We start from the raw sequence: 19,724 nt of genomic DNA on the forward strand, positions 1-19,724 counted from the left end.
CTCACTGAACGGGTGAGGTGGGGTGCACCCGAACGCGCTGGGCGCGTGACGCCATCGCCACGCGCCCAGCGGGATTCGGGTCGATCAGGCGAGCAGCTTCAGGGTGAGCTTGCCGATCGTCCCCTGCGACAGACCGAGGCCGGAGCGCAGGTAGTTCTCGACGGTGCCGTACTGGGACTTCAACTCGTCCAGGCCGGCCTGCAGGTAGCTGGCGTCGACGCCGAGCAGGGGACGGTAGACGTCGGCGACGGCCTGGCCCTGGGTTGCGGCGATGCCCTGGTAGGTCCGCTCCATGGACGCGGCCGTGTACTCGTTGGTGAGCAGGTAGTCGTCCATCACGGTCTGGCGCGACACGCCGGCGAGCGACAGGAGCAGCGCCGACGTCCAACCGGTGCGGTCCTTGCCGGCGGTGCAGTGGTAGACCTGCGGGCCGGAGGTGTTCGCGAGGTCGGTGAGCAGTTTCGCGAACCCGGCACGGGCCGCGGGATCGGTGACGAACGTGCGGTTCATGTCCTGCATGAAGTTCCGGGCATCGTCGGGGGTCTTCAGCTTCGCGACACCGGCCGCGAGGTCACCCGACAGGATCGGGATGCGCACGTATTCGGGGCCCTGCGGGAGGTGGTCGGGCTTCTGCGCGACCTCCTCGTCGGTGCGCAGGTCGTAAATTGCGGACAGTCCGAGCGATCCGAGCGTCGCGAGGTCGGCGTCGGTCGGGGTGATGGCGTTGGCTCGGTAGAAGACGCCGGTGTTCAGGCGCATTCCCAGGGTGTTGGTGTAGCCGGGTCCGGCGACATCTCGGAAGTTGTCGACCGACGCGAGACGGGGGGTCTCGACGGCGATCGGGGCGCTCGAACCGAATCCGGAGCCGAGGGAGCCGAGGGATCCGAGATCGAGAGATCCCTCCGCCGTGGCGGCAGCGGTTCCCGCGAACAGGAACGATCCCGAGACTGCCAGTGTCAGCGCGGTGCGGGCGGAACGGCGCAGGGCCGTGGGGCGGTGCGTCATGAGTGAGGCCTTCCTCGCAGGGTGAGTCGGACTGCTCGGAAGGTAGTGCGGCACGTTGTGCCACATAAGTGAGCTGTCTCACCAGGCGGGAGGAATTGTGTCGCCGGTCATGAATGCTGCTACTCGCTCGACCGACCTCTGGGTGGCGCTACCTGGGCGGACGACGCCGAATGGTGTGATGGCGCGAAACCGAAACAGGTCCGAGGAGGGAACGTGAACCGGCTGCGAGTGCCTACTGGCCGCGCGTGGTGCGTTGGCCTCACGGCATTCGCCCGGGCGATGTGAACGCCGACGGAGTGTTCGGAAGTTCGCCACGTCGACGGGATTGCGGTCGATTGTCCTTGTTGCAGGTAAGCTGGGCGCGCTAGTGACCGAATTCCGTGGCGTGTGAAGGGCAGCGAAGACCGACATGGCAATGTTTCTGGACATTCTGCTGGTGATCACCAGCTTGCTGCTGATCCTGCTGGTGCTTCTGCACCGGGGTAAGGGTGGTGGCCTGTCCAGCCTCTTCGGTGGCGGTGTCCAGTCCAGCCTCGCCGGGTCGAGTGTCGTCGAGAAGAACCTCGACCGGCTCACGGTCTTCACCGCGGCGATCTGGTTGATCGCGATCATCGGCATCGGGCTCGAGATCAAGTTCGGCTGACGGTGGCCGGATACCAGAGTTCCACGGTGATCCCGGAGGTCGCGGCGGCGCTGATCGACGCGCCCGAGTTCGCCACGCTGGCGACCGTCGAACCGGACGGGCAGCCCCAACTGTCCGTCGTCTGGCTCGAGCGTGACGGCGACGAGGTGCTCATCTCCACGGTGCGTGGACGACGCAAGACCGACAATCTGCTGCGTGACCCGCGCGCCACAGTGCTGATCTACCCCGCGAGCGGCCCGTACAGCTACGTCGAGATCCGCGGCACCACCAGCATCACGGACGATCCGGGTGGTTCGCTGATCCACAAGCTGGCCCAGAAGTACACGGGTGCGGAGCGGTGGGAGCACGACACCCCGGACACCCCGCGTGTCATCGTTCGCCTGAAGCCGTCGAAGGTGATCTGGAAGGGCTGACCGCCCGCCGCGTTGCCGTGCGACCGCCGGGTCTGCGGCCGATAATCGGGTGATGACCGGCATCTCTGCGTCGTCGTCCGAGCCCACGTCCGTGCCCCAGCCGGAGGCCGGGTCGCGCGCGGCCACCGAACCGCTGCGGGAGGACATCCGTCTGCTCGGCGGCATCCTCGGCGAGATCGTGCGCGAACAGTCCGGTGAGGACATCTTCGGGCTCGTCGAACGCGCCCGCGTCGAATCGTTCCGCGTCCGCAGGTCCGAGATCGACCGCGCGCAGCTCGCGGAGATGTTCGCGCAGGTCGACACCGCGGACGCGATCCCGGTCATCCGCGCGTTCAGTCACTTCGCATTGCTGGCGAACGTGGCCGAGGACATCCACCGCGAGCGCCGGCGCGCAATCCATGTCCGGGCGGGGGAGCCGCCGCAGGACAGCAGTCTGGCCGCCACCTACGCCAAACTCGATGCGGCGGACGTCGCCCCGACATCGGCCGCCCGCGCCCTCGCCGGGGCGCTCGTGGCGCCGGTGATCACCGCACACCCCACGGAGACCCGGCGGCGGACGGTGTTCGAGACACAGCACCGGATCATGGAGTTGATGCGGCGGCGTGAGTGGGTGGCGGGGGAACCGGCCGAGGTCGAGGCGGTGGACGTCCAGTTGCGCCGCCAGATCCTGACACTGTGGCAGACCGCGCTGATCCGGCTGTCCCGCTTGCGGATCCAGGACGAGATCGAGGTCGGTCTGCGCTACTACGACGCCTCGCTGTTCGAGGTGGTTCCGCGGATCAACGCGGACCTGCGCGACGCGCTGCGGGCGCGGTGGCCGGATACCGGTGTTCTCGCGGAACCGATGCTGCGGCCCGGGTCGTGGATCGGCGGCGACCGCGACGGCAACCCGTTCGTCACCGCCGACGTGGTGGGACGGGCGACGCACCGGGCTGCGGAGACGGCGATCGAACGTCACCTGGCCGAACTGGAGGTGCTCGAGCGGGAGTTGTCGATGTCGGCCCGGTTGGTCACGGTGACACCGGAAGTCGACAGGCTTGCCGACGAATCCGGCGACGAGTCGGCATTCCGCGCCGACGAGCCCTACCGCCGGGCGATTCGCGGACTGCGGATCCGCCTCACGGCCACCGCGTCGCGGATCCTCGGGCACCGGGCCGTGCACGCCCTCGACGGTGACCTGCCCGGGTACGAGACTCCGACTGATCTGCTGCGAGACCTCGAGTCCCTGGACGTGTCGCTGCGCTCGCACGGCGACGGTACCGTCGCCGACGATCGGCTGTCCCGTCTACGAAACTCGGTGGAAGTCTTCGGGTTCCACCTGTGCGGCCTCGACATGCGGCAGAACTCCGAGATCCACGAGACGGTCGTCGCCGAACTGTTCGCGTGGGCCGGCGTACACCCGGACTACCGCTCGCTGCCCGAGGACGAGCGGGTGCGGTTGCTCGCCGGTGAGCTCGCGACCCGGCGACCGCTCGCCGGCCCGCACGCCGCTTTCAGCGACCTGACCACCAAGGAACTGGGCATCCTGCGCGCGGTCGCCGACGCGGTGTCGCGCATCGGACCCGAGGCGGTGCCGAACTACGTCATCAGCATGTGCGACTCCGTCAGCGACATGCTAGAGGCGGCCCTCCTGCTCGCCGAGGTCGGGCTTTTCGACCCCGACGGCGACGACGGCCCGCGCTGCCCGGTGGGCATCGTGCCGCTGTTCGAGACCATCGACGATCTCCGGCGCGGTGCGGAAACCCTCACGGCCACCCTGGAGGTGCCCATCTACCGGGCTCTGGTCGCCAACCGCGGCGACAGCCAGGAAGTGATGCTCGGGTACTCCGATTCGAACAAGGACGGCGGTTACCTCGCGGCCAACTGGGCCCTCTACCGAGCCGAACTGGACCTGGTGCGTGCGGCCCGGAAGAGCGGAATTCGGCTGCGGCTCTTCCACGGCCGCGGTGGAACCGTCGGCCGTGGCGGCGGCCCCAGCTACGACGCGATCCTCGCGCAGCCGCCCGGTGCGGTCGAGGGTGCGCTGCGGATCACCGAGCAGGGCGAGATCATCGCCGCGAAGTACGCTGAGCCGCGGCTCGCGCGCCGGAACCTCGAGGCACTGGTGTCGGCGACGCTCGAATCGACGCTTCTCGACGTCGAGGGGCTGGGGGACGACGCGGCACCGGCGTACGCGGTTCTCGACGAACTCGCCGAACTGGCGCGCGTCGCGTACGCCGACCTGGTCCACGACACACCGGGATTCGTCGAATACTTCAAGGCGTCGACGCCGGTGGCCGAGATCGGGGCGCTCAACATCGGGAGCCGTCCGGCGTCCCGCAAGCCGACCGAGTCGATCTCCGACCTGCGGGCGATCCCGTGGGTGCTGTCGTGGAGCCAGTCGCGGGTGATGCTGCCCGGCTGGTACGGCACCGGAACCGCGTTCGAGAGCTGGGTGGGCGGTGACGCGGATCGCCTTGCGACGCTGACCGATCTGTACGAGCGGTGGCCGTTCTTCCGGACGGTGCTGTCGAACATGGCGCAGGTGATGTCGAAGTCTGACATGGGTTTGGCCGCACGGTATTCCGAGCTGGCCCCCGACGTCGCGCTGCGTGAGGAGGTCTTCGGCAAGATCGCCGCCGAGCACGCCCGCACAATCGCGATGTACCGGGCCATCACCGGACACGACAATCTGCTGTGGGACAACCCCGCTCTCGACCGGTCGGTGCACAACCGCTTCCCGTACCTCGAACCGCTCAACCACCTGCAGGTGGAGCTGCTGCGGCGCTACCGTGCCGGCGACGACTCCGACGGCGTCCGGCGCGGAATCCAGCTGACGATGAACGGGCTGGCGACGGCGCTGCGCAACAGCGGATAGTCCCGCATCAGAGAAGCGACTGACGGGAGCTACACAATGGGCTTGGATCTCATCACCCGTGTCGCCGCACTGATCGCCGTGCTGGGTACCGCGGTGGTCTACGGCACCGACGTGTTCTGCGCGATCGTCCTGCGACCGGCCCTGGCATCGGTCGACGACCGTGCCCTGGTCGCGGTGATCGGAAGCGTGCATCGATACGGAGACCGGCGAATGCCCGCGCCCGGGGTGCTCGGGGTTCTGGCCACCGCGGCAAGCGCGGTGCTGGCCACGGTGGCCGCACACTGGGCACAGGCGATCGTGGCGGGCGTCGCGCTGGTCCTGCTGTTGGTCTGGATTGTGCTCTACACGCAGGTGAGTGCGCCCATCAATCGACAACTGACAGCTGCCGCCGACGCCGGGGAGGTGCCGACGAATGCGCGTGTGCTGCAGGCAAAGTGGGACAGCATCATCGGCGCTCGCGCGTTGCTTCAAGGCCTGGCACTGGCTGCCCTGTGCGTGGTGTTGATGATCTGACACGCCGCGCCGGCAGATCCACACCAGCCGACGTCAACCGAAGGAGCCCGCCGTTCGATGTTTCAGCTCAGGATCTACACCCTGCGATCGCCCGAAGCTCTGCTGCAGTATGCGATGGTTCACTGGGACCGCCACTCGGCAACGTTCAAGACATTCGGGGTCACCACGCACGGTGTGTGGACAGAACGACGCGGCGGCGCGAATCGACTCGTCGCGCTGATCCGCTACCCACAGGGCGCCGATCCCGAAGAACTTACGCGGCAGGTCATGGCCAGCCCGGAATTCGCCGCCGATATGGCTGGATTCGATGCCGACGAGATCGTCGACGTTCAGTCGATACTGCTTGACCCGGCGTCATACTCGCCGATTCATTGACAAGACCCCAGGGGTGCTCGACGTGATTGTCACCACCGTCGGCTACACGCTCGCGGGACTCATTGCTGCGGGCATCATCTTCATCGGCGCACGGTTCATTGTCGCGCCGCGCGTTGCCGCCGCGGACTACGGTGTGCCGGCAGAGCCCGGCCAGCCATCTCCTGGCGCCTATCTGACCGCCAAGGGCGTCCGCGACATCGCGTCGGGGCTGGTCGTCTTGATTCTCATGGCGGCGGGCGCGACGCACTTGCTCGGTTGGGTGATACTGGCTGCCACGATCATTCCGCTCGCCGATGCGGCCATCGTGCTCGGCAACGGCGGCCCCAGGTCGATCGCGCTGGGCGTCCATGGCCTCACCGCCGTCGTCATGCTCGGACGTCTGCGCTTTTGCTCATTTCCTAAGCCACGGCAATCCCATCGGCACCCGCAGGCTGTGTCACCACACCTTCCCGACCTGACAAAGTGCTACCAACTGTCGCGGGCCATCACGTCGAGGTCGCGGGCCGCGCGATGCAGCTCGGCCCGCACTGCGGCGAATGCGGGCTGCGACCGGCTCCCGCGGCGGTACGCGATCCGGGTCCGCCTGCCCATCGGGAGGGCGGTGAGGACCACCCCGGCCGGGACCTCGGTCGCCCCGAGTTGGGGAACCAATGCCACGCCGGCGCCCGCGGCGACGAGGCGCAGTACGGTCGCGAAGTCGTCGACCTGATGGGCGACGCGCGGTTCGAAGCCCTGGGACTGACAGGTGCGTACGGCCATGGTGTGGCAGAGAGTTCCGGGGTTGCCGACGATCCAGCGGCTTCGCGAATGGCCGCGGACAACTGCGGTGCCATCTTCGTCCGGTGGTGTCGGCGAGGCCAGGTAGACGACCTCGTCGAGCAACGGTTCCAGCTCGATTCCCCCTCCCACGGTCGAGGGAACGTTGTCGTATTCGTGGACCAGCGCGAGGTCCAACCGACCTCCGCGGAGTCGGTCCGGCACCTCGGCGGGATCGACCTCGGTCACCGTCAGCTCGAGGTCCGGTTCGGTGCGAGCGATCTCCAGCATGGCTGGTAGCACGACAGTGCGGAGGGCGGTCGGAAACGCCCCCAGGCGAACCGATCCCGACAGTCCAGCTTCAGCTACGGCGAGTGCGGCTTCGGCTCGTTCCACATCCGCAAGAATCGCCTCGGTGTGCTCGACCAGCACGGCCCCGGCCGGCGTGAGGCTGACGCGACGTCCGGTCCGCGTCAACAGGGACCGGCCCGCCTCTCTCTCGAGTGCCGCAAGCTGCTGCGACACGGCCGACGGCGTGTACGAGAGCGCTTCCGCGACCGCCGCAATGGTTCCGCGGTGGGCCAGTTCGCGAAGAAGTCTGAGCTTGCGAATGTCGAGCATCAGATCAGCTTACGGATGGCATCAGAAAGAGTAACTGGATCTTGATCATGCTGCCGGTGAGACTGGGCGCATGACCTTCCATCCGTCAGGAATATTCGTCCCACTCGTCACGCCGTTCACGGAGAACGGCGCCCTCGCAGCCACCGATCTGGAACGCCTCGCGCACAGTGTGATCGAGGAGGGCGCGGCCGGAATCGTCGCGTTGGGGACCACCGCGGAGCCGTCCACGCTGAGCCCGCAGGAGCGCCGATCCGTTCTGGAGATCTGCGGCAGGGTCTGTCGTGAGCACGGTGTTCCACTGGTCGTCGGGGCGGGGTCCAACGACACGGCCGGCACGGTGCACGCCATCGAGGAGGTGAGCGCGTACGCCGACGTCGCGGGCGTGCTGGTGGTGGTCCCGTACTACACGCGTCCGTCCGAGGCGGGCGTCGTGGCACATTTCGAATACGTCGCCGAACGTAGCCCGCTCCCACTGATTCTGTACAACGTTCCGTATCGCACTGGGCAGCAACTGGGTTGGGAGTCCATTGTGCGGCTTTCGGAGCATCCGCGGATCGTCGGGATCAAGCAGGCGGTCGGCTCGGTGGATACCGATACCGCGCGGCTACTCGCCGCGATTGCCTCATCGCCTCGGTCCGCCCCGCTCGACTCGTTCTCGGTCCTCGCAGGCGAAGACGCCCTTGTCTCGCCACTGCTGGCGATGGGTGCGGCGGGAGCGATCCTGGCGACGGCGAACGTGTGCACGCGTGAGTTCGTCGAACTGTTCCAGCTGTGGCGCAGCGGAAAGTCCGAGCACGCACGAGTTCTGGGTAACCGACTCGTGGACCCCGCCTGCGCGCTCATGTCCGAGCCCAATCCCACCGTCATCAAAGCCGTGCTTCACGCCCAGGGCCGGATCTCGAGCGCGAACGTCCGGCTGCCCTTGCTGCCGGCCGGAGACGCTTCGTCGATTGTCGGTGCGCTCGAGACCATCTGCCGGTAGGTCGTGTCGATCAAGGAACTCCTCTACCTCGTCGACCCGGTCGCCGGATAGACTGATCGCGGCCGACAACCAAGTCCTGGAGTGGGTTCGAATGGCGGCGCAGCCGGTGTGGGTTCCCCACGTCGTTCTCCTGTACTACTCCGACGAAGCAGCTCGCACCCGGATCCCCGAGGTCTTTCCAGCGCACAGCGCATATGCGGCCAAATTCCGAATCGACCGGCCGGGCGCACTCGTCATGATCGGGCCGTTCGCCGAAACCTCGGAAGGACAGGCCGCAGCGATGTCGATCTTCACCTCGATGGAGGCTGCGGAAGCTTTTGCAGCCGATGATCCGTTCGTCGTGGAGGGCATCGCAACCGAGAAGATCTTCCGGTCCTGGCTCGTTTCGCCCGGTCCAGACCTCTGACCCGGGCCGTTCGATGAATGGGCGGGAGACCGCCGTTTGCGTAGCAGCGGCTCAGTTCAACGAGTCCGTCTCCTCGGGTGGCCACAGCTGTACGACACCCGCGGCGGCCTCGAGGATTGTGGAACCGTCGAGGATCAGCCGGTGCTCGCCGATTTCGGCCTCGGGGAGTGCGAACGCGATGGTGAGCGGTCCGGGTGGCGGAAGTGGGCTGAGGAAGTACCGGGCGTACGCGGCAGCTTCTCCGCCGATCGCGCTGCCCGAAGACAGGTACGCATGGTTCGGATCGTGTGGTGGTGAACGGAAGTCGACCGTGTTGGTCGCGAGGCGGCCGTCCGGGTACGCGACGGCGAGATGGAGACGTGCGCCGTTCGTGTGCGGGTGGGTATAGGGCCCGAGGCCGAAGACCTCGATCGGCGCTGCGGATCGATAGCGCGCCCGAATTGTGAACTCGATGCCGGTCGAGAACACATGAAGGGTGTCGATCCAGAGTGCGACGTCGTCGGTTCGGGCCGGAATGCAGCCGCTGGGGAGGACGACGGGAATTTCGTCTCGCGGTGCGGATGTTCGGCGCTGCACGGTCTCACTCCTCCGGCCAGAGCTGCGTGACGCGAGTGGAGGCGTCCAGGATTGCGTCGGCCTCGATCTCGATCCGGGACGGTGGAATGTCGAACTCGGGGTAGGCAATCGCGATGACGAGCAAGCCTGGTGGCGGCAGCGGACTCAGGTAGTAGTCTGCGCCCGAGGATCCGCGGCCGGCCTCGAGCCAATGAGCTGCGTCATCGTTCGGGAATTCCTGTCGGGGAGTGGAATTCGACAGTGCGGTGCCGTCCGAGAGTGCAACCGTCAGTCGGACGGGTGTGTTCTCGCCTGGGCAGGCGTGACCCGCGAGGCACATCCGCGGGCTCCTGTGCGGCTTCGGCTCGCGGTCGGATCGGTGGCGGCCCTGCAGAGTGAAGGCCACCCCGCTGCTGTACACGGCCAGGTCGCAGAGCCAGACCGCCACATCATCTGTCGTGGCGAGGGGAACGACAAGGGGGAGTGTTGCGGGGATCTCGTTGTCAGGCGGCATCCGCACCGGTCGATTCGATCGGCGGTGAGGTCGCGCAGGTGTGGTGTGCTCGACCTTCGCCGCATCGTCCGAGGCATTCGCTACGAACGCGAAGTTGACCCGATGCTTTTCGTCGGAGTCGCCGGATCGCTCCATTTCGTCAGCCTCCACGCGCGCAGAGGCTATGGCAAGCACACGATCGAGCGCAGTGGGTTCAGGGCGCGAATTCGGCGCGCGTCGCGGTAGCCGCTGCAGTCATCTGCACGAGGAACTGTTCGATGACGCTCCGTTCGTCCGCGGTGAAGCGCTCGATCGTTTCCCCCGCCGCACCGATGAGCGGGCCGAAGAACGACCATCCCAGTTTCATTGCGGACGGCGTGACCTCGAGCAGTACGCGACGGCGATCGGCGGTGTCCCGGCTGCGCCGGATGTGTCCGGCCTTTTCGAGTCGATCCACCAATGCGGTGGTCGACGCCGAGGTGAGTGCGAGTTTCTCGGCGAGCAGTCCGGGCGTGGCGGGGACCCCGGAGCGATCGGCGTCGAGCAGGCAGATCAGGGCGCGAAGATCGGTGGTGTGCAACTGGTTACGCGCAGCAAACTCCGCCCCGAGCAGATGCAGCTCGACCGTCAGCGCCCGGAGGCTGTGCACGATCGGGTGCGCTTCGTCGTCCTGCGTCGTCGGTTCCGGCAACTGCTACTCCCTCTGGACTCTGGTATCTCGTCAGCCTAGTATCTCGATCATCGAGATAATAGGCTGGGGGTTCACATGGTTGACGGCAATGTCTCGGACTTCGCCGACACGGCGTCAGGCCGCGAATTCTGCGACCTGTACGACCGCATGCGGGCAAAATGGGGCGTTCCGGTCGACGCCGTCGACGCCGAGACTGCGCACGGCACGACCCGGGTGAACGTGTGCGGTTCGGCCGACGCACCACCGGTGCTGCTGCTACCGGGCGGCGGAGCGACCTCGATGTCGTGGTTCGCGGCAGCAGGGGAGTTGGCGGCCTCGCACCGCGTGTTCGCGGTCGACATTCCCGGTGACGTCGGGCGTAGCGTGATCCGCGAGCGACTCCGCAGTGTCGATCAACTGATGGCGTGGCTCGCGGACATCCTCGACGCCCTCGGCTCGGAACGAGTTGCGGTGGTCGGGCATTCGTACGGAGCGATGGTGGGACTCGCGTTCACCATCCGGAACCCGGCCCGGGTCGATCGGCTGGTGCTGCTCGACCCGAACTCGTGTTTCGCCGGATTTCGCCCCGGCTACCTCCTGCGCGCGATGCCGCTGCTGTTGCGCCCCACCGCGGACCGCGAACGCGCCCTTATCGGCTGGGAGGCGGCCGGAACAGCGGTCGATCCCGACTGGCTCGACCTGGTCGCATACGGCGCCGAACGGTTTCCGGCGCACCGCCCGGTCGTGCCGCGGCGACCCCGGCCGCACGACCTCGGAAACGTGCGCGCCCCCGTGACCGTCGTGCTGGCGGAGCGCAGTCGGGTGCACGACGTCGCGCGGGTCCGAGAGCGGGTGCAGATGTCGATGCCACAGGCCGAGGTGCACGTGATGCCCGGTGAGACCCACTACACGCTGCCGATGAGCTCGTCGCCGGAACTGCGCGCGGTGCTGCGAACCGCGCTCGGCTAGGGATCGGGGACCTCAGCCCCTAACGGCTCGACGGCGTGAACAGCAACGGCGTGACGGTGCCGTAGCCGTCCTCGCCCTCGACGAGCCACGGCAGCGTCGAGTGGGCCTCGCCGACCCGGGACCACAGTTCCGTCAGCCACGTCGCGGCGGCGTCGACGACCGCGTCCTGGACGCAGAAGGGCGTATCACTGCTCGGCCAGAGGGGGACGTCGGGCTCGAGTCCGTCCTCGGTGTAGACGACGCCGAACAGGTGGCGGTGCTCGTCGACGGCCTTGTTGAGTACGAACGAGTCCGGGCCCTCGAGCCGAGCCCACACGTCGAAGGTGCCCTCGCCGTCCTGGTCGGGGAACACGTCGAAACACAGCTCGGTCGCCTCTGCCGGGCAGGCGGCGAGGATTGCCGATATCTTCTCCGCCGCAGTCGCCGTGTAGCGGCCGAGGACGGCTTCCAGCTCCGAAAGGTATTCCGCGCGATCCACGCCGGAGATCGTATCGCCGGATACGGCCGGCGGCGGTGAGGGAACCGATCCGCGACTGCCCGCGTCCTACTGAGCGAACGGAACAGATGCCGGGAGTGACAGGGGAGGGGCGAATGGATCGGTGCCCGTGGGAGACCACGTATCGGCGGGTCGGATCGCGCGTGGCGAGTGGGCCCCGCAGCAGTGCCCGTCTGGCGACCGGGTGTCGGCCACGACAGATCGTGGCCGACACCGGTGAGCCTCAGCGGCCGGGGAACTCGGGCCAATCCGTCGAGGATCCGCCCGAATGAGGTCAGGCCTGCGGAAGCCTGCTTGCCGCGGCCTCGTCGAGCAGCCACACCGTGCGCTCGATACCGCGCGCACCCGCGGAGGGGATCTCCTCGGGCGCGGCACCGTCGACCGCCGCGGCGACCGCGTCGGCCTTCGCCTCACCCGACACGATCAGCCACACCTCGCGGGCGGACTGGACAGCGGGCAGCGTGAGCGTGACCCGCACCGACGGCGGCTTCGGGGAGTCGGTCACCGCGACGACGAGCTGCTCGGGTTCCCGGACCGCATCCGTGTCGGGGAACAGCGAATTGATGTGGCCCTCGCCGCCCATGCCGAGGAGATGGACGTCGAAGAGGGGGCCTTCGCGGTCGGCCGCGAACGCGTCGAGGACCTCGGCGTACGCGGCGGCCGCGGTCACCGGGTCGCTGCCGTAGGCGCCGTCGGACGCCGCCATGACGTGCACCCGGGCGGGATCGACCGGAACGTGATCGAGCAGCGCCTGGTGCGCCTGCACCTCATTGCGCTCCGGATCGCCCGCCGGCAGGAAACGCTCGTCGCCGAAGAACACGTCCAGAGCCGCCCAGTCGATCGCGCCCGGATTCTCACGGACATGCTCGAGCAGGGCGATGCCGGTGCCACCGCCCGTGAGCACCACCGCGGCGGAACCGCGGGCCTGCTGTGCCGCGACGACCGCGTCGACGAAACGATCGGCCGTCGCGCGCACCAGCGCGTCGGTATCGGCGAAACGGCGGATCTCCTGCTGGGCGTTCACGTCAGACATATTCCACCTTCGACAGTCCGGTCAGTGCGGCTTCGTACATCTGGTCGGGATCGAGTCGGCGGAGCTCCTCGGCCAGGCAGTCGCGGGTCTCGCGCCGAGCGAGCGCGACCAGAGCGTCCGGCTGACCCGTGCGGCTCAGTGTCGCGGTGGTCTCGGTCTGCGGTCGGCTGATCGCGAGGCGGTCGCCGTTGGCGAGCTGCAGTTCGACGAACAACGGTCCGGTCTGCCGTCGGACCGGACCCTCGATCCGGTCGGCCAGCCACCCTGCGAGGACGTCCAAGGCAGGCTCAGTTGCCAGGCCCGACACCGTCGCGGCGGCGATCTGCTCGTGCGGCGGCTGATCCAGCGCCGACGTCAGCAGCGCCCGCCAGTACGTGATGCGGCTCCACGCGAGGTCGGTGTCGCCGGCGGTGTACGAACCGAGGCGACTCTTGATGGTCGCGGTCGGATCGTGGGCGCCCGTCGCGTCGGTGATCCGGCGGATCGCCAACCGTCCCACCGGGTCCAGGGCAGGGATCGTCGGCGTGTCGTCCGGCCACCACGCCACCACGGGGGTGTCGGGCAGCAGGAACGGGACCACGACGCTCGCCTCGTGATCGGCGAGCTCGCCGAACACACGCAGAATCACGACCTCCGACGCACCAGCGTCGCCGCCCACACGGATCTCGGCGTCGAGATGGGTATCCTCCGAACGAGACCCGCGGGCGACGACAATGACGCGACACGGATGCTCGCGGCTGGCCTCGTTCGCGGCGTCGATGACGTCCTCGGAGTTCTTGCTCTCGCGGGTGCACACCACGAGCGTGAGCACCCGGCCGAGAGTGACCGCGCCACCGGTCTCGCGCAGCTCGACGAGCTTCTTGTTGATCGCGCCGGTCGTGGTCGACGGCAGCTCGATGATCACGGTCTTCTCCATTCACGCCCGGTGCGGCGCATCATCTCCTGCGCCGACGGCGGTCCCCACGTTCCGGCCTCGTACGGCTCCGGCTTGCCCTGCTTCGCCCAGTGGTCGAGTACGGGATCGAGGATCTTCCACGACAACTCGACCTCTGCGTTCACCGGGAACAGCGACGGCTCACCGAGCAGGACGTCGAGGATCAGGCGCTCGTACGCCTCGGGCGATGACTCGGTGAACGCCTGCCCGTAGCTGAAGTCCATGTTGACGTCGCGGACCTCCATGCTCGAGCCCGGGACCTTGGACCCAAAGCGCATGGTGACGCCCTCGTCCGGCTGGACGCGGATCACCAGCGCGTTCTGGCCGAGCTCCTCGGTCATCGTCGCGTCGAACGGCAGGTGCGGTGCGCGCTTGAAGACGACGGCGATCTCGGTGACCCTGCGGCCCAATCGCTTCCCGGTCCGCAGATAGAACGGGACCCCGGCCCAGCGGCGGGTGTCCACCTCTAGGGTGATCGCCGCGTAGGTCTCGGTGGTCGAGTCCTGCGCGAACCCTTCTTCCTCGTGCAGGCCCACGACCTTGAGCCCGCCCTGCCAGCCGCCCGCGTACTGGCCGCGCGCGGTGGTCTCGTCGAGCGGCTCGGCGAGCCGGGTCGCGGACAGGACCTTGATCTTCTCGGCCTGCAGTTCGGACGGCTCGAAGCTCACCGGCTCCTCCATCGCGGTGAATGCGAGCAGCTGGAGCAGGTGATTCTGGATGACGTCGCGGGCGGCGCCGATTCCGTCGTAGTACCCGGCGCGGCCACCGAGGCCGATGTCCTCGGCCATCGTGATCTGCACGTGGTCGACGTAGTGGGCGTTCCAGATCGGGTCGAACAGCTGGTTCGCGAACCGCAGCGCCAGGATGTTCTGGACCGTTTCCTTGCCCAGGTAGTGGTCGATGCGGAACACCATGTCCTCGGGGAACACGTTGTTCACCACCGCGTTGAGCTCACGAGCACTCTCGAGGTCGTGGCCGAACGGCTTCTCGATGACGACGCGCCGCCACTGGCCGTCCACTGACTTCGCCAGACCCGACCTCGACAGCTGCTCGCAGACCGTCGGGAACTGCGCCGGCGGAATCGACAGGTAGAACGCGTGGTTGCCGCGGGTGCCGCGCTCACGTTCCAGCGTGTCGAGCGTGTCCGAGAGCCTGGTGAACGCAGACTCGTCGTCGAAGCTGCCGTGCACGAAGCGGATGCCCTTCGCGAGCTGCTCCCACACGTCCTCGCGGAACGGGGTGCGCGCGTGCTCGCGGACCGCGTCGTGGACGACCTGACTGAAGTCCTGATCCGCCCAGTCACGCCGGGCGAAACCGACGAGAGCGAACCCGGGCGGCAACAATCCTCGGTTGGCGAGGTCGTAGACCGCCGGCATGAGTTTCTTGCGTGCCAGGTCGCCGGTGACGCCGAAGATCACTAGGGCGCACGGGCCGGCGATGCGAGGCAGTCGCCGATCCCTGCTGTCCCGAAGGGGGTTGATCCAACGGTCCGCCGCGGGTTCGCTCACGGATCAGCTCTCTCGAGCAGCTGCGAGCTGCTCCGTGATCGCGTCGAGGAGTTCGTTCCACGAGACCTCGAACTTGTCGACGCCCTCGGTCTCGAGCTTGTCGAACACGGCCGGGATGTCGATGCCGACCGCGGCCAGCTGGTCGAACACGGCCTGCGACGCCACGGCGGTCCCGGAGATGGTGTCCCCGGAGACGGTGCCGTGGTCGGCCACCGCCTCGAGGGTCTTCTCCGGCATCGTGTTGACGGTGTTCGGGGCGACGAGCTCCGTGACGTACAGCGTGTCCGGGTACTCCGGGTTCTTCACGCCGGTCGACGCCCACAGCGGACGCTGGACGCGCGCGTCGGCGGCCGCGAGGGCCGCCCACCGCTCGCCGCCCTCGAAGACCTTCTGGTACGACGCGTACGCGAGACGCGCGTTGGCCAGACCGGCCTTGCCGCGCAGCGCGAGCGCCGCATCCGAGCCGATCTTCTCGAGCTGCGCATCGATCTCGGTGTCCACGCGGGAGACGAAGAACGACGCCACCGAGTGGATTTTCGACAGGTCGTGCCCGGCGGCCTTCGCGGCCTCGAGCCCGGCGAGGTACGCGTCGATGACGGCCTCGTAGCGCTCGACCGAGAAGATCAGCGTGACGTTGACGCTGATGCCCTCCGCGATCACGCGGGTGATCGCCGGCAGGCCCGCCTTGGTGGCCGGGATCTTGATGAAGAGGTTGTCGCGGTCGACGAGCTTCCACAGTTCGATCGCCTGCGCGACGGTCGCGTCGGTCTCGTGTGCCAGCCGCGGGTCGACCTCGATCGAGACGCGCCCGTCGACCCCGGAGCTGGCCTGGGCCTGCGGGGCCAGGACGTCGCAGGCGTTGCGGACGTCGTCCGTGGTGACGGTGCGCACGGTCTCGTCGACGTCGGCGCCCTGCTTCACCAGCTCGTGCAGCTGCGCGTCGTAGGCGTTGCCCTTGGTGATGGCACCCTGGAAGATCGTCGGGTTCGTGGTGACGCCGACGACACTGCGCGTCGCGATCAGTTCCGCGAGATTGCCGCTCTCGAGCCGCGTGCGGGACAGGTCGTCGAGCCACACGGACACGCCCGCCGAGGACAGCGCCGCGAGGTTGGCGTTCTGGGTTGCACTGTCAGTCATGATGATTCATCCCTTCACACGTGCGAGCGTGCGGCGCGCCGCATCGGTGACCGCTTCGGCCGTGAAGCCGAACTCACGGAAAAGCGTCTTGTGGTCGGCGGAGGCGCCGTAGTGCTCGATCGACACGGCCTCGCCGTCGCTGCCGAGGATCTTGTACCACGGCATCGCGATGCCGGCCTCGACGGAGACGCGGGCGCGCACCGACGACGGCAGGACCTCGTCGCGGTACGCCTGGTCCTGCTGCTCGAACCAGTCGAGGCAGGGGACCGACACGACGCGGGTTGCGATGCCGTCCGCCTCGAGCGCCTCGCGGGCGGCGACCGCCAGCTGCAGCTCCGAACCGGTGCCCAGCAGGATGACGTCGGGGGCGCCGGTGGATGCCTCGGCCAGTACGTACGCGCCGAGCTTGACGCCCTTCACAGCCTTCTCGCGGGTGCCCTCGAGGACCGGGATGTCCTGACGGGTCAGCGCCAGCGCGGTGGGTCCGGTCTTGTGCTCGAGGGCGGCCTTCCAGGCCTGGGCCGTCTCGTTGGCATCACCCGGACGGATCACCGACATGTTCGGGATCGCCCGCAGCGAAGCGAGGTGCTCGATCGGCTGGTGCGTCGGGCCGTCCTCGCCGAGGCCGATGGAGTCGTGCGTCCACACGTACAGCGCGGGGGTCTTCATCAGCGAAGCGAGGCGAACCGCCGGACGCATGTAGTCGCTGAAGACCAGGAACGTGCCGCCGTAGGCGCGGGTCGGGCCGTGCAGGACGATGCCGTTGAGGATCGAACCCATCGCGTGCTCGCGGACGCCGAAGTGCAGCGTCCGACCGTACGGCTGGGCGTTCCAGTCCTTCGTCGAGATCGACGTCGGGCCGAACGAGTCGGAACCGTCGATCGTGGTGTTGTTGCTGCCGGCCAGGTCGGCCGAGCCACCCCACAGCTCCGGCAGGATCGGGCCGAGCGCGTTCAGGACCTTGCTCGACGCCTTGCGGGTCGCGACGCCCTTCGCGTCGGCATCCCACGTCGGCAGGGTGTCGGCCCAGCCCTCCGGGAACTCGCCGGCGTGCAGACGGTCGAACAGCGCCTTGCGCGCGGGCTCACGCGTCGCCCATGCGTCGAAGTCGGCCTGCCACTGTGAATGGGCCGCTGCGCCTCGATCCACGATCTTGCGCGCGTGTGCGAGCGCATCCGCGTCGACCTCGAAGCTCTTCTCCGGATCGAAGCCGAGCGCGCGCTTGACCCCGGCGACCTCGTCGGCACCGAGTGCGGCACCGTGCACGTCGCCGGTGTTCATCTTGGTCGGAGCCGGGTAGCCGATGATCGTGCGCAGCAGGATCATCGACGGCTTGTCGGTGACGGCCTTCGCGGCCTCGACGGCGTCGAGGATCGCCGAGACGTTCTCGCCGCCCTCGACGGTCTGCACGTGCCAGCCGTACGCCTCGTAACGCTTCGCGGTGTCCTCGCCGAGGGCGATCGCGGTGTCGTGCTCGATCGAGATCTTGTTGTCGTCGTAGAAGACGATCAGGTTGCCCAGTTCCTGGACACCCGCGATCGACGACGCCTCGGAGGTGACGCCCTCCTCGATGTCACCGTCGGAGGCGATGACGTAGACGTAGTGGTCGAACGGGCTGGTGCCGGCCGCGGCGTCCGGATCGAACAGGCCGCGCTCGCGACGGGCCGCCATCGCCATGCCGACCGACGACGCCAGACCCTGACCCAGCGGACCGGTCGTCATCTCGACGCCGACCGTGTGGCCGTACTCCGGGTGGCCCGGGGTGAGCGAACCCCACGTGCGCAGCGACTCGATGTCGGAGAGTTCCAGGCCGTAGCCCGACAGGTACAGCTGCAGGTACAGCGTCAGGCTGCTGTGGCCGCACGAGAGGATGAACCGGTCGCGGCCGACCCACTCCGGGTTCTTCGGGTCGTGGCGCAGCACCCGCTGGAACAGGGTGTAGGCGAGGGGTGCGAGGCTCATCGCGGTGCCGGGGTGGCCGTTGCCGACCTTCTGGACCGCGTCCGCGGCGAGGACTCGTACGGTGTCGACGGCCTTGGTGTCCAGGTCCGTCCAGTCGGTGGGGTGGACCGGGTGCGTGAGGACGCGGATCTCGTCTGTGATCGACACGGGCAGATGTCTCCTGACATGGTTGTGCGTGGAGCCGTGAGGGGTGCTGTGAGCGGCGGCGGGCCTCTTGTGCGCCTCCAGCCTAATGTGCGGCCTTGATCGGGTCGATTCGGTCGCCGGGTATCCGGCGTCTACCATCGTCTGTAGTAGTGCAGTAGTCAGCAAGGATGTAGTCGCGTGGGGCAAGGAGACAGCGTGCGTACAGGGCATAGGCCGAGCGGACACGGCTTCGGCAGCCCCGGCGGCGCTTCCGCTTCCGATTCGAATGTCGTGCGGGAACCGACCACGCTGTGGGGACGTGTGACTTCCACGATCCTGGCCTACGTGGCGCTGACGAAGCCGCGGGTGATCGAACTCCTGCTCGTCGCAACGATTCCGGCGATGCTGCTCGCGGACCGCGGGCACATCGACCTGGTCCTCATCCTCAGCACGCTGTTCGGCGGCTGGATGGGTGCGGCGAGCGCCAACTCGCTCAACTGCGTCGTCGACGCCGACATCGACAAGGTGATGAAGCGCACAGCGCTGCGTCCGCTGGCTCGTCAGGCCGTGCCGACGAAGCACGCGTTCGTGTTCGGCATGACGCTCGGCGTCGCGTCGTTCCTGTGGTTGTGGTGGCGGGCGAACCTGCTCGCCGGCTTCCTCGTCGTCCTGACGATCGCGTTCTACGTGCTCGTCTACACGATGGTGCTCAAGCGTCGCACCTGGCAGAACGTGATCTGGGGCGGCGCCGCCGGCTGCATGCCGGTCATGGTCGGCTGGGCCGCGGTCACCGGGTCGCTGAGCTGGGAGCCAGTCGTCCTGTTCCTGATCATCTTCTTCTGGACGCCGCCGCACACCTGGGCGCTCGCGATGCGCTACAAGGAGGACTACAAGGCCGCCGGCGTGCCGATGCTTCCGGTCATCGCCTCCGAGAAGCACGTCACCAAGCAGATCGTGATCTACACGTGGGCCACCGTGCTGGCGTCGCTGGCGCTGGTCCCGGCCGCCGGCTGGATCTACGCGGTCGTCACGCTGCTCGCGGGTGCGTGGTTCCTGTTCGTCGCGCACCAGCTGTACAACAGCGTCCGCGGCGGCACCCCCATCAAGCCGCTCAAGCTGTTCCTGCAGTCGAACAACTACCTGGCCGTCGTGTGCTGCGGCCTGGCGGTGGACTCGGTCCTGGGCTGGAACACGATCGCCAGCTACTTCTGACACAGACGGAAGACGAGGGCCCCGGTCGATTTCGGCCGGGGCCCTCGTCTTCCGGACG

Annotated in this window: 20 protein-coding genes and 1 pseudogene; 10 read left to right on the plus strand and 11 right to left on the minus strand. The window is 67.9% G+C overall.

Translation table 11 applies throughout. The annotated features are described in order from the left end of the window. Positions 1-84 precede the first annotated feature (84 nt). On the minus strand, positions 85-1,005 hold the full coding sequence (locus ACQ5DX_RS09360) for a tyrosine-protein phosphatase (protein ID WP_430332357.1): 921 nt from the start codon (positions 1,003-1,005) through the stop codon (positions 85-87). 409 nt (positions 1,006-1,414) lie between these two features. On the opposite strand from ACQ5DX_RS09360, the gene secG reads away from it, so the two are divergent. The 6 genes and pseudogenes from secG to ACQ5DX_RS09390 all read left to right on the plus strand — a co-directional run bounded on the left by secG (position 1,415) and on the right by ACQ5DX_RS09390 (position 6,208). Then, positions 1,415-1,648 (plus strand): preprotein translocase subunit SecG, encoded by a 234-nt coding sequence (secG, locus tag ACQ5DX_RS09365; RefSeq protein WP_430332358.1) that lies wholly within the window; start codon positions 1,415-1,417, stop codon positions 1,646-1,648. Positions 1,649-1,650: 2 nt separating this feature from the next. Further along, positions 1,651-2,061, plus strand: a complete 411-nt coding sequence (locus ACQ5DX_RS09370) for a PPOX class F420-dependent oxidoreductase (protein ID WP_430332359.1) — start codon at positions 1,651-1,653, stop codon at positions 2,059-2,061. Between the two features lie 52 nt (positions 2,062-2,113). Next, positions 2,114-4,918, plus strand: coding sequence for a phosphoenolpyruvate carboxylase (gene ppc, locus ACQ5DX_RS09375; protein ID WP_430332360.1), 2,805 nt, complete (start codon positions 2,114-2,116; stop codon positions 4,916-4,918). Between the two features lie 36 nt (positions 4,919-4,954). After that, positions 4,955-5,431: a DUF1772 domain-containing protein gene (locus tag ACQ5DX_RS09380; RefSeq protein ID WP_430332361.1), complete on the plus strand. Its 477-nt coding sequence runs from the start codon at positions 4,955-4,957 to the stop codon at positions 5,429-5,431. Between the two features lie 57 nt (positions 5,432-5,488). Further along, positions 5,489-5,806: an NIPSNAP family protein gene (locus ACQ5DX_RS09385; protein ID WP_430332362.1), complete on the plus strand. Its 318-nt coding sequence runs from the start codon at positions 5,489-5,491 to the stop codon at positions 5,804-5,806. A gap of 22 nt (positions 5,807-5,828) precedes the next feature. After that, positions 5,829-6,208 (plus strand): annotated as a pseudogene (locus tag ACQ5DX_RS09390) (DUF4267 domain-containing protein). 63 nt (positions 6,209-6,271) lie between these two features. On the opposite strand, the gene ACQ5DX_RS09395 reads toward ACQ5DX_RS09390, so the two are convergent. Further along, positions 6,272-7,183 carry a LysR family transcriptional regulator gene (locus ACQ5DX_RS09395; RefSeq protein WP_430332363.1) on the minus strand — a complete coding sequence of 304 codons (912 nt, stop codon included), beginning with the start codon at positions 7,181-7,183 and terminating at the stop codon, positions 6,272-6,274. A 70-nt stretch (positions 7,184-7,253) separates the two neighbouring features. Here ACQ5DX_RS09395 and dapA point away from each other — a divergent pair, with 70 nt between their 5' ends. Next, positions 7,254-8,165, plus strand: coding sequence for a 4-hydroxy-tetrahydrodipicolinate synthase (dapA, locus tag ACQ5DX_RS09400; RefSeq protein WP_430332364.1), 912 nt, complete (start codon positions 7,254-7,256; stop codon positions 8,163-8,165). Between the two features lie 91 nt (positions 8,166-8,256). Next, on the plus strand, positions 8,257-8,571 hold the full coding sequence (locus ACQ5DX_RS09405) for a YciI family protein (protein WP_430332365.1): 315 nt from the start codon (positions 8,257-8,259) through the stop codon (positions 8,569-8,571). Between the two features lie 51 nt (positions 8,572-8,622). Here the strand turns inward: ACQ5DX_RS09405 and ACQ5DX_RS09410 are convergent, their stop codons facing one another. From ACQ5DX_RS09410 to ACQ5DX_RS09420, 3 genes are all read right to left on the minus strand, one after another. Beyond that, positions 8,623-9,147, minus strand: a complete 525-nt coding sequence (locus ACQ5DX_RS09410) for a hypothetical protein (RefSeq protein WP_430332366.1) — start codon at positions 9,145-9,147, stop codon at positions 8,623-8,625. A 4-nt stretch (positions 9,148-9,151) separates the two neighbouring features. Next, complete coding sequence (locus ACQ5DX_RS09415; protein ID WP_430332367.1) at positions 9,152-9,466, minus strand: hypothetical protein; 315 nt, start codon at positions 9,464-9,466, stop codon at positions 9,152-9,154. Positions 9,467-9,833: 367 nt separating this feature from the next. Next, the gene (locus ACQ5DX_RS09420; protein ID WP_430332368.1) at positions 9,834-10,310 is read right to left on the minus strand and encodes a MarR family winged helix-turn-helix transcriptional regulator; all 477 of its coding nucleotides are present in this window, start codon (positions 10,308-10,310) and stop codon (positions 9,834-9,836) included. Between the two features lie 75 nt (positions 10,311-10,385). Between ACQ5DX_RS09420 and ACQ5DX_RS09425 the strand changes: the two genes are divergently transcribed. Further along, positions 10,386-11,258 carry an alpha/beta fold hydrolase gene (locus ACQ5DX_RS09425; protein WP_430332369.1) on the plus strand — a complete coding sequence of 291 codons (873 nt, stop codon included), beginning with the start codon at positions 10,386-10,388 and terminating at the stop codon, positions 11,256-11,258. 19 nt (positions 11,259-11,277) lie between these two features. Here ACQ5DX_RS09425 and ACQ5DX_RS09430 read toward each other — a convergent pair whose 3' ends face one another. The 6 genes from ACQ5DX_RS09430 to tkt form a co-directional block, all read right to left on the minus strand. Then, on the minus strand, positions 11,278-11,736 hold the full coding sequence (locus ACQ5DX_RS09430) for a DUF6389 family protein (RefSeq protein WP_430332370.1): 459 nt from the start codon (positions 11,734-11,736) through the stop codon (positions 11,278-11,280). 292 nt (positions 11,737-12,028) lie between these two features. Then, a complete protein-coding gene (pgl, locus tag ACQ5DX_RS09435; protein WP_430332371.1) occupies positions 12,029-12,787 on the minus strand; it encodes a 6-phosphogluconolactonase in 759 nt (252 codons plus the stop codon). After that, complete coding sequence (gene opcA / locus ACQ5DX_RS09440) at positions 12,780-13,691, minus strand: glucose-6-phosphate dehydrogenase assembly protein OpcA (RefSeq protein ID WP_430332372.1); 912 nt, start codon at positions 13,689-13,691, stop codon at positions 12,780-12,782. Before opcA ends, pgl begins: the two co-directional genes overlap by 8 nt. Continuing rightward, positions 13,688-15,229: a glucose-6-phosphate dehydrogenase gene (zwf, locus tag ACQ5DX_RS09445; protein WP_430332373.1), complete on the minus strand. Its 1,542-nt coding sequence runs from the start codon at positions 15,227-15,229 to the stop codon at positions 13,688-13,690. The genes opcA and zwf overlap by 4 nt, the downstream gene beginning before the upstream one ends. Before the next feature lie 3 nt (positions 15,230-15,232). Beyond that, positions 15,233-16,366 (minus strand): transaldolase, encoded by a 1,134-nt coding sequence (tal, locus tag ACQ5DX_RS09450; RefSeq protein ID WP_430332374.1) that lies wholly within the window; start codon positions 16,364-16,366, stop codon positions 15,233-15,235. Between the two features lie 6 nt (positions 16,367-16,372). After that, entirely contained in the window at positions 16,373-18,475 is a 2,103-nt protein-coding gene (gene tkt, locus ACQ5DX_RS09455) for a transketolase (protein WP_430332375.1), read from the minus strand. A gap of 195 nt (positions 18,476-18,670) precedes the next feature. Here tkt and ACQ5DX_RS09460 point away from each other — a divergent pair, with 195 nt between their 5' ends. Then, the gene (locus ACQ5DX_RS09460; RefSeq protein ID WP_430332376.1) at positions 18,671-19,666 is read left to right on the plus strand and encodes a heme o synthase; all 996 of its coding nucleotides are present in this window, start codon (positions 18,671-18,673) and stop codon (positions 19,664-19,666) included. Positions 19,667-19,724: the final 58 nt, after the last annotated feature.

The organism is Rhodococcus sp. ACT016 (assembly GCF_050477185.1).
GTDB lineage: Bacteria > Actinomycetota > Actinomycetes > Mycobacteriales > Mycobacteriaceae > Prescottella.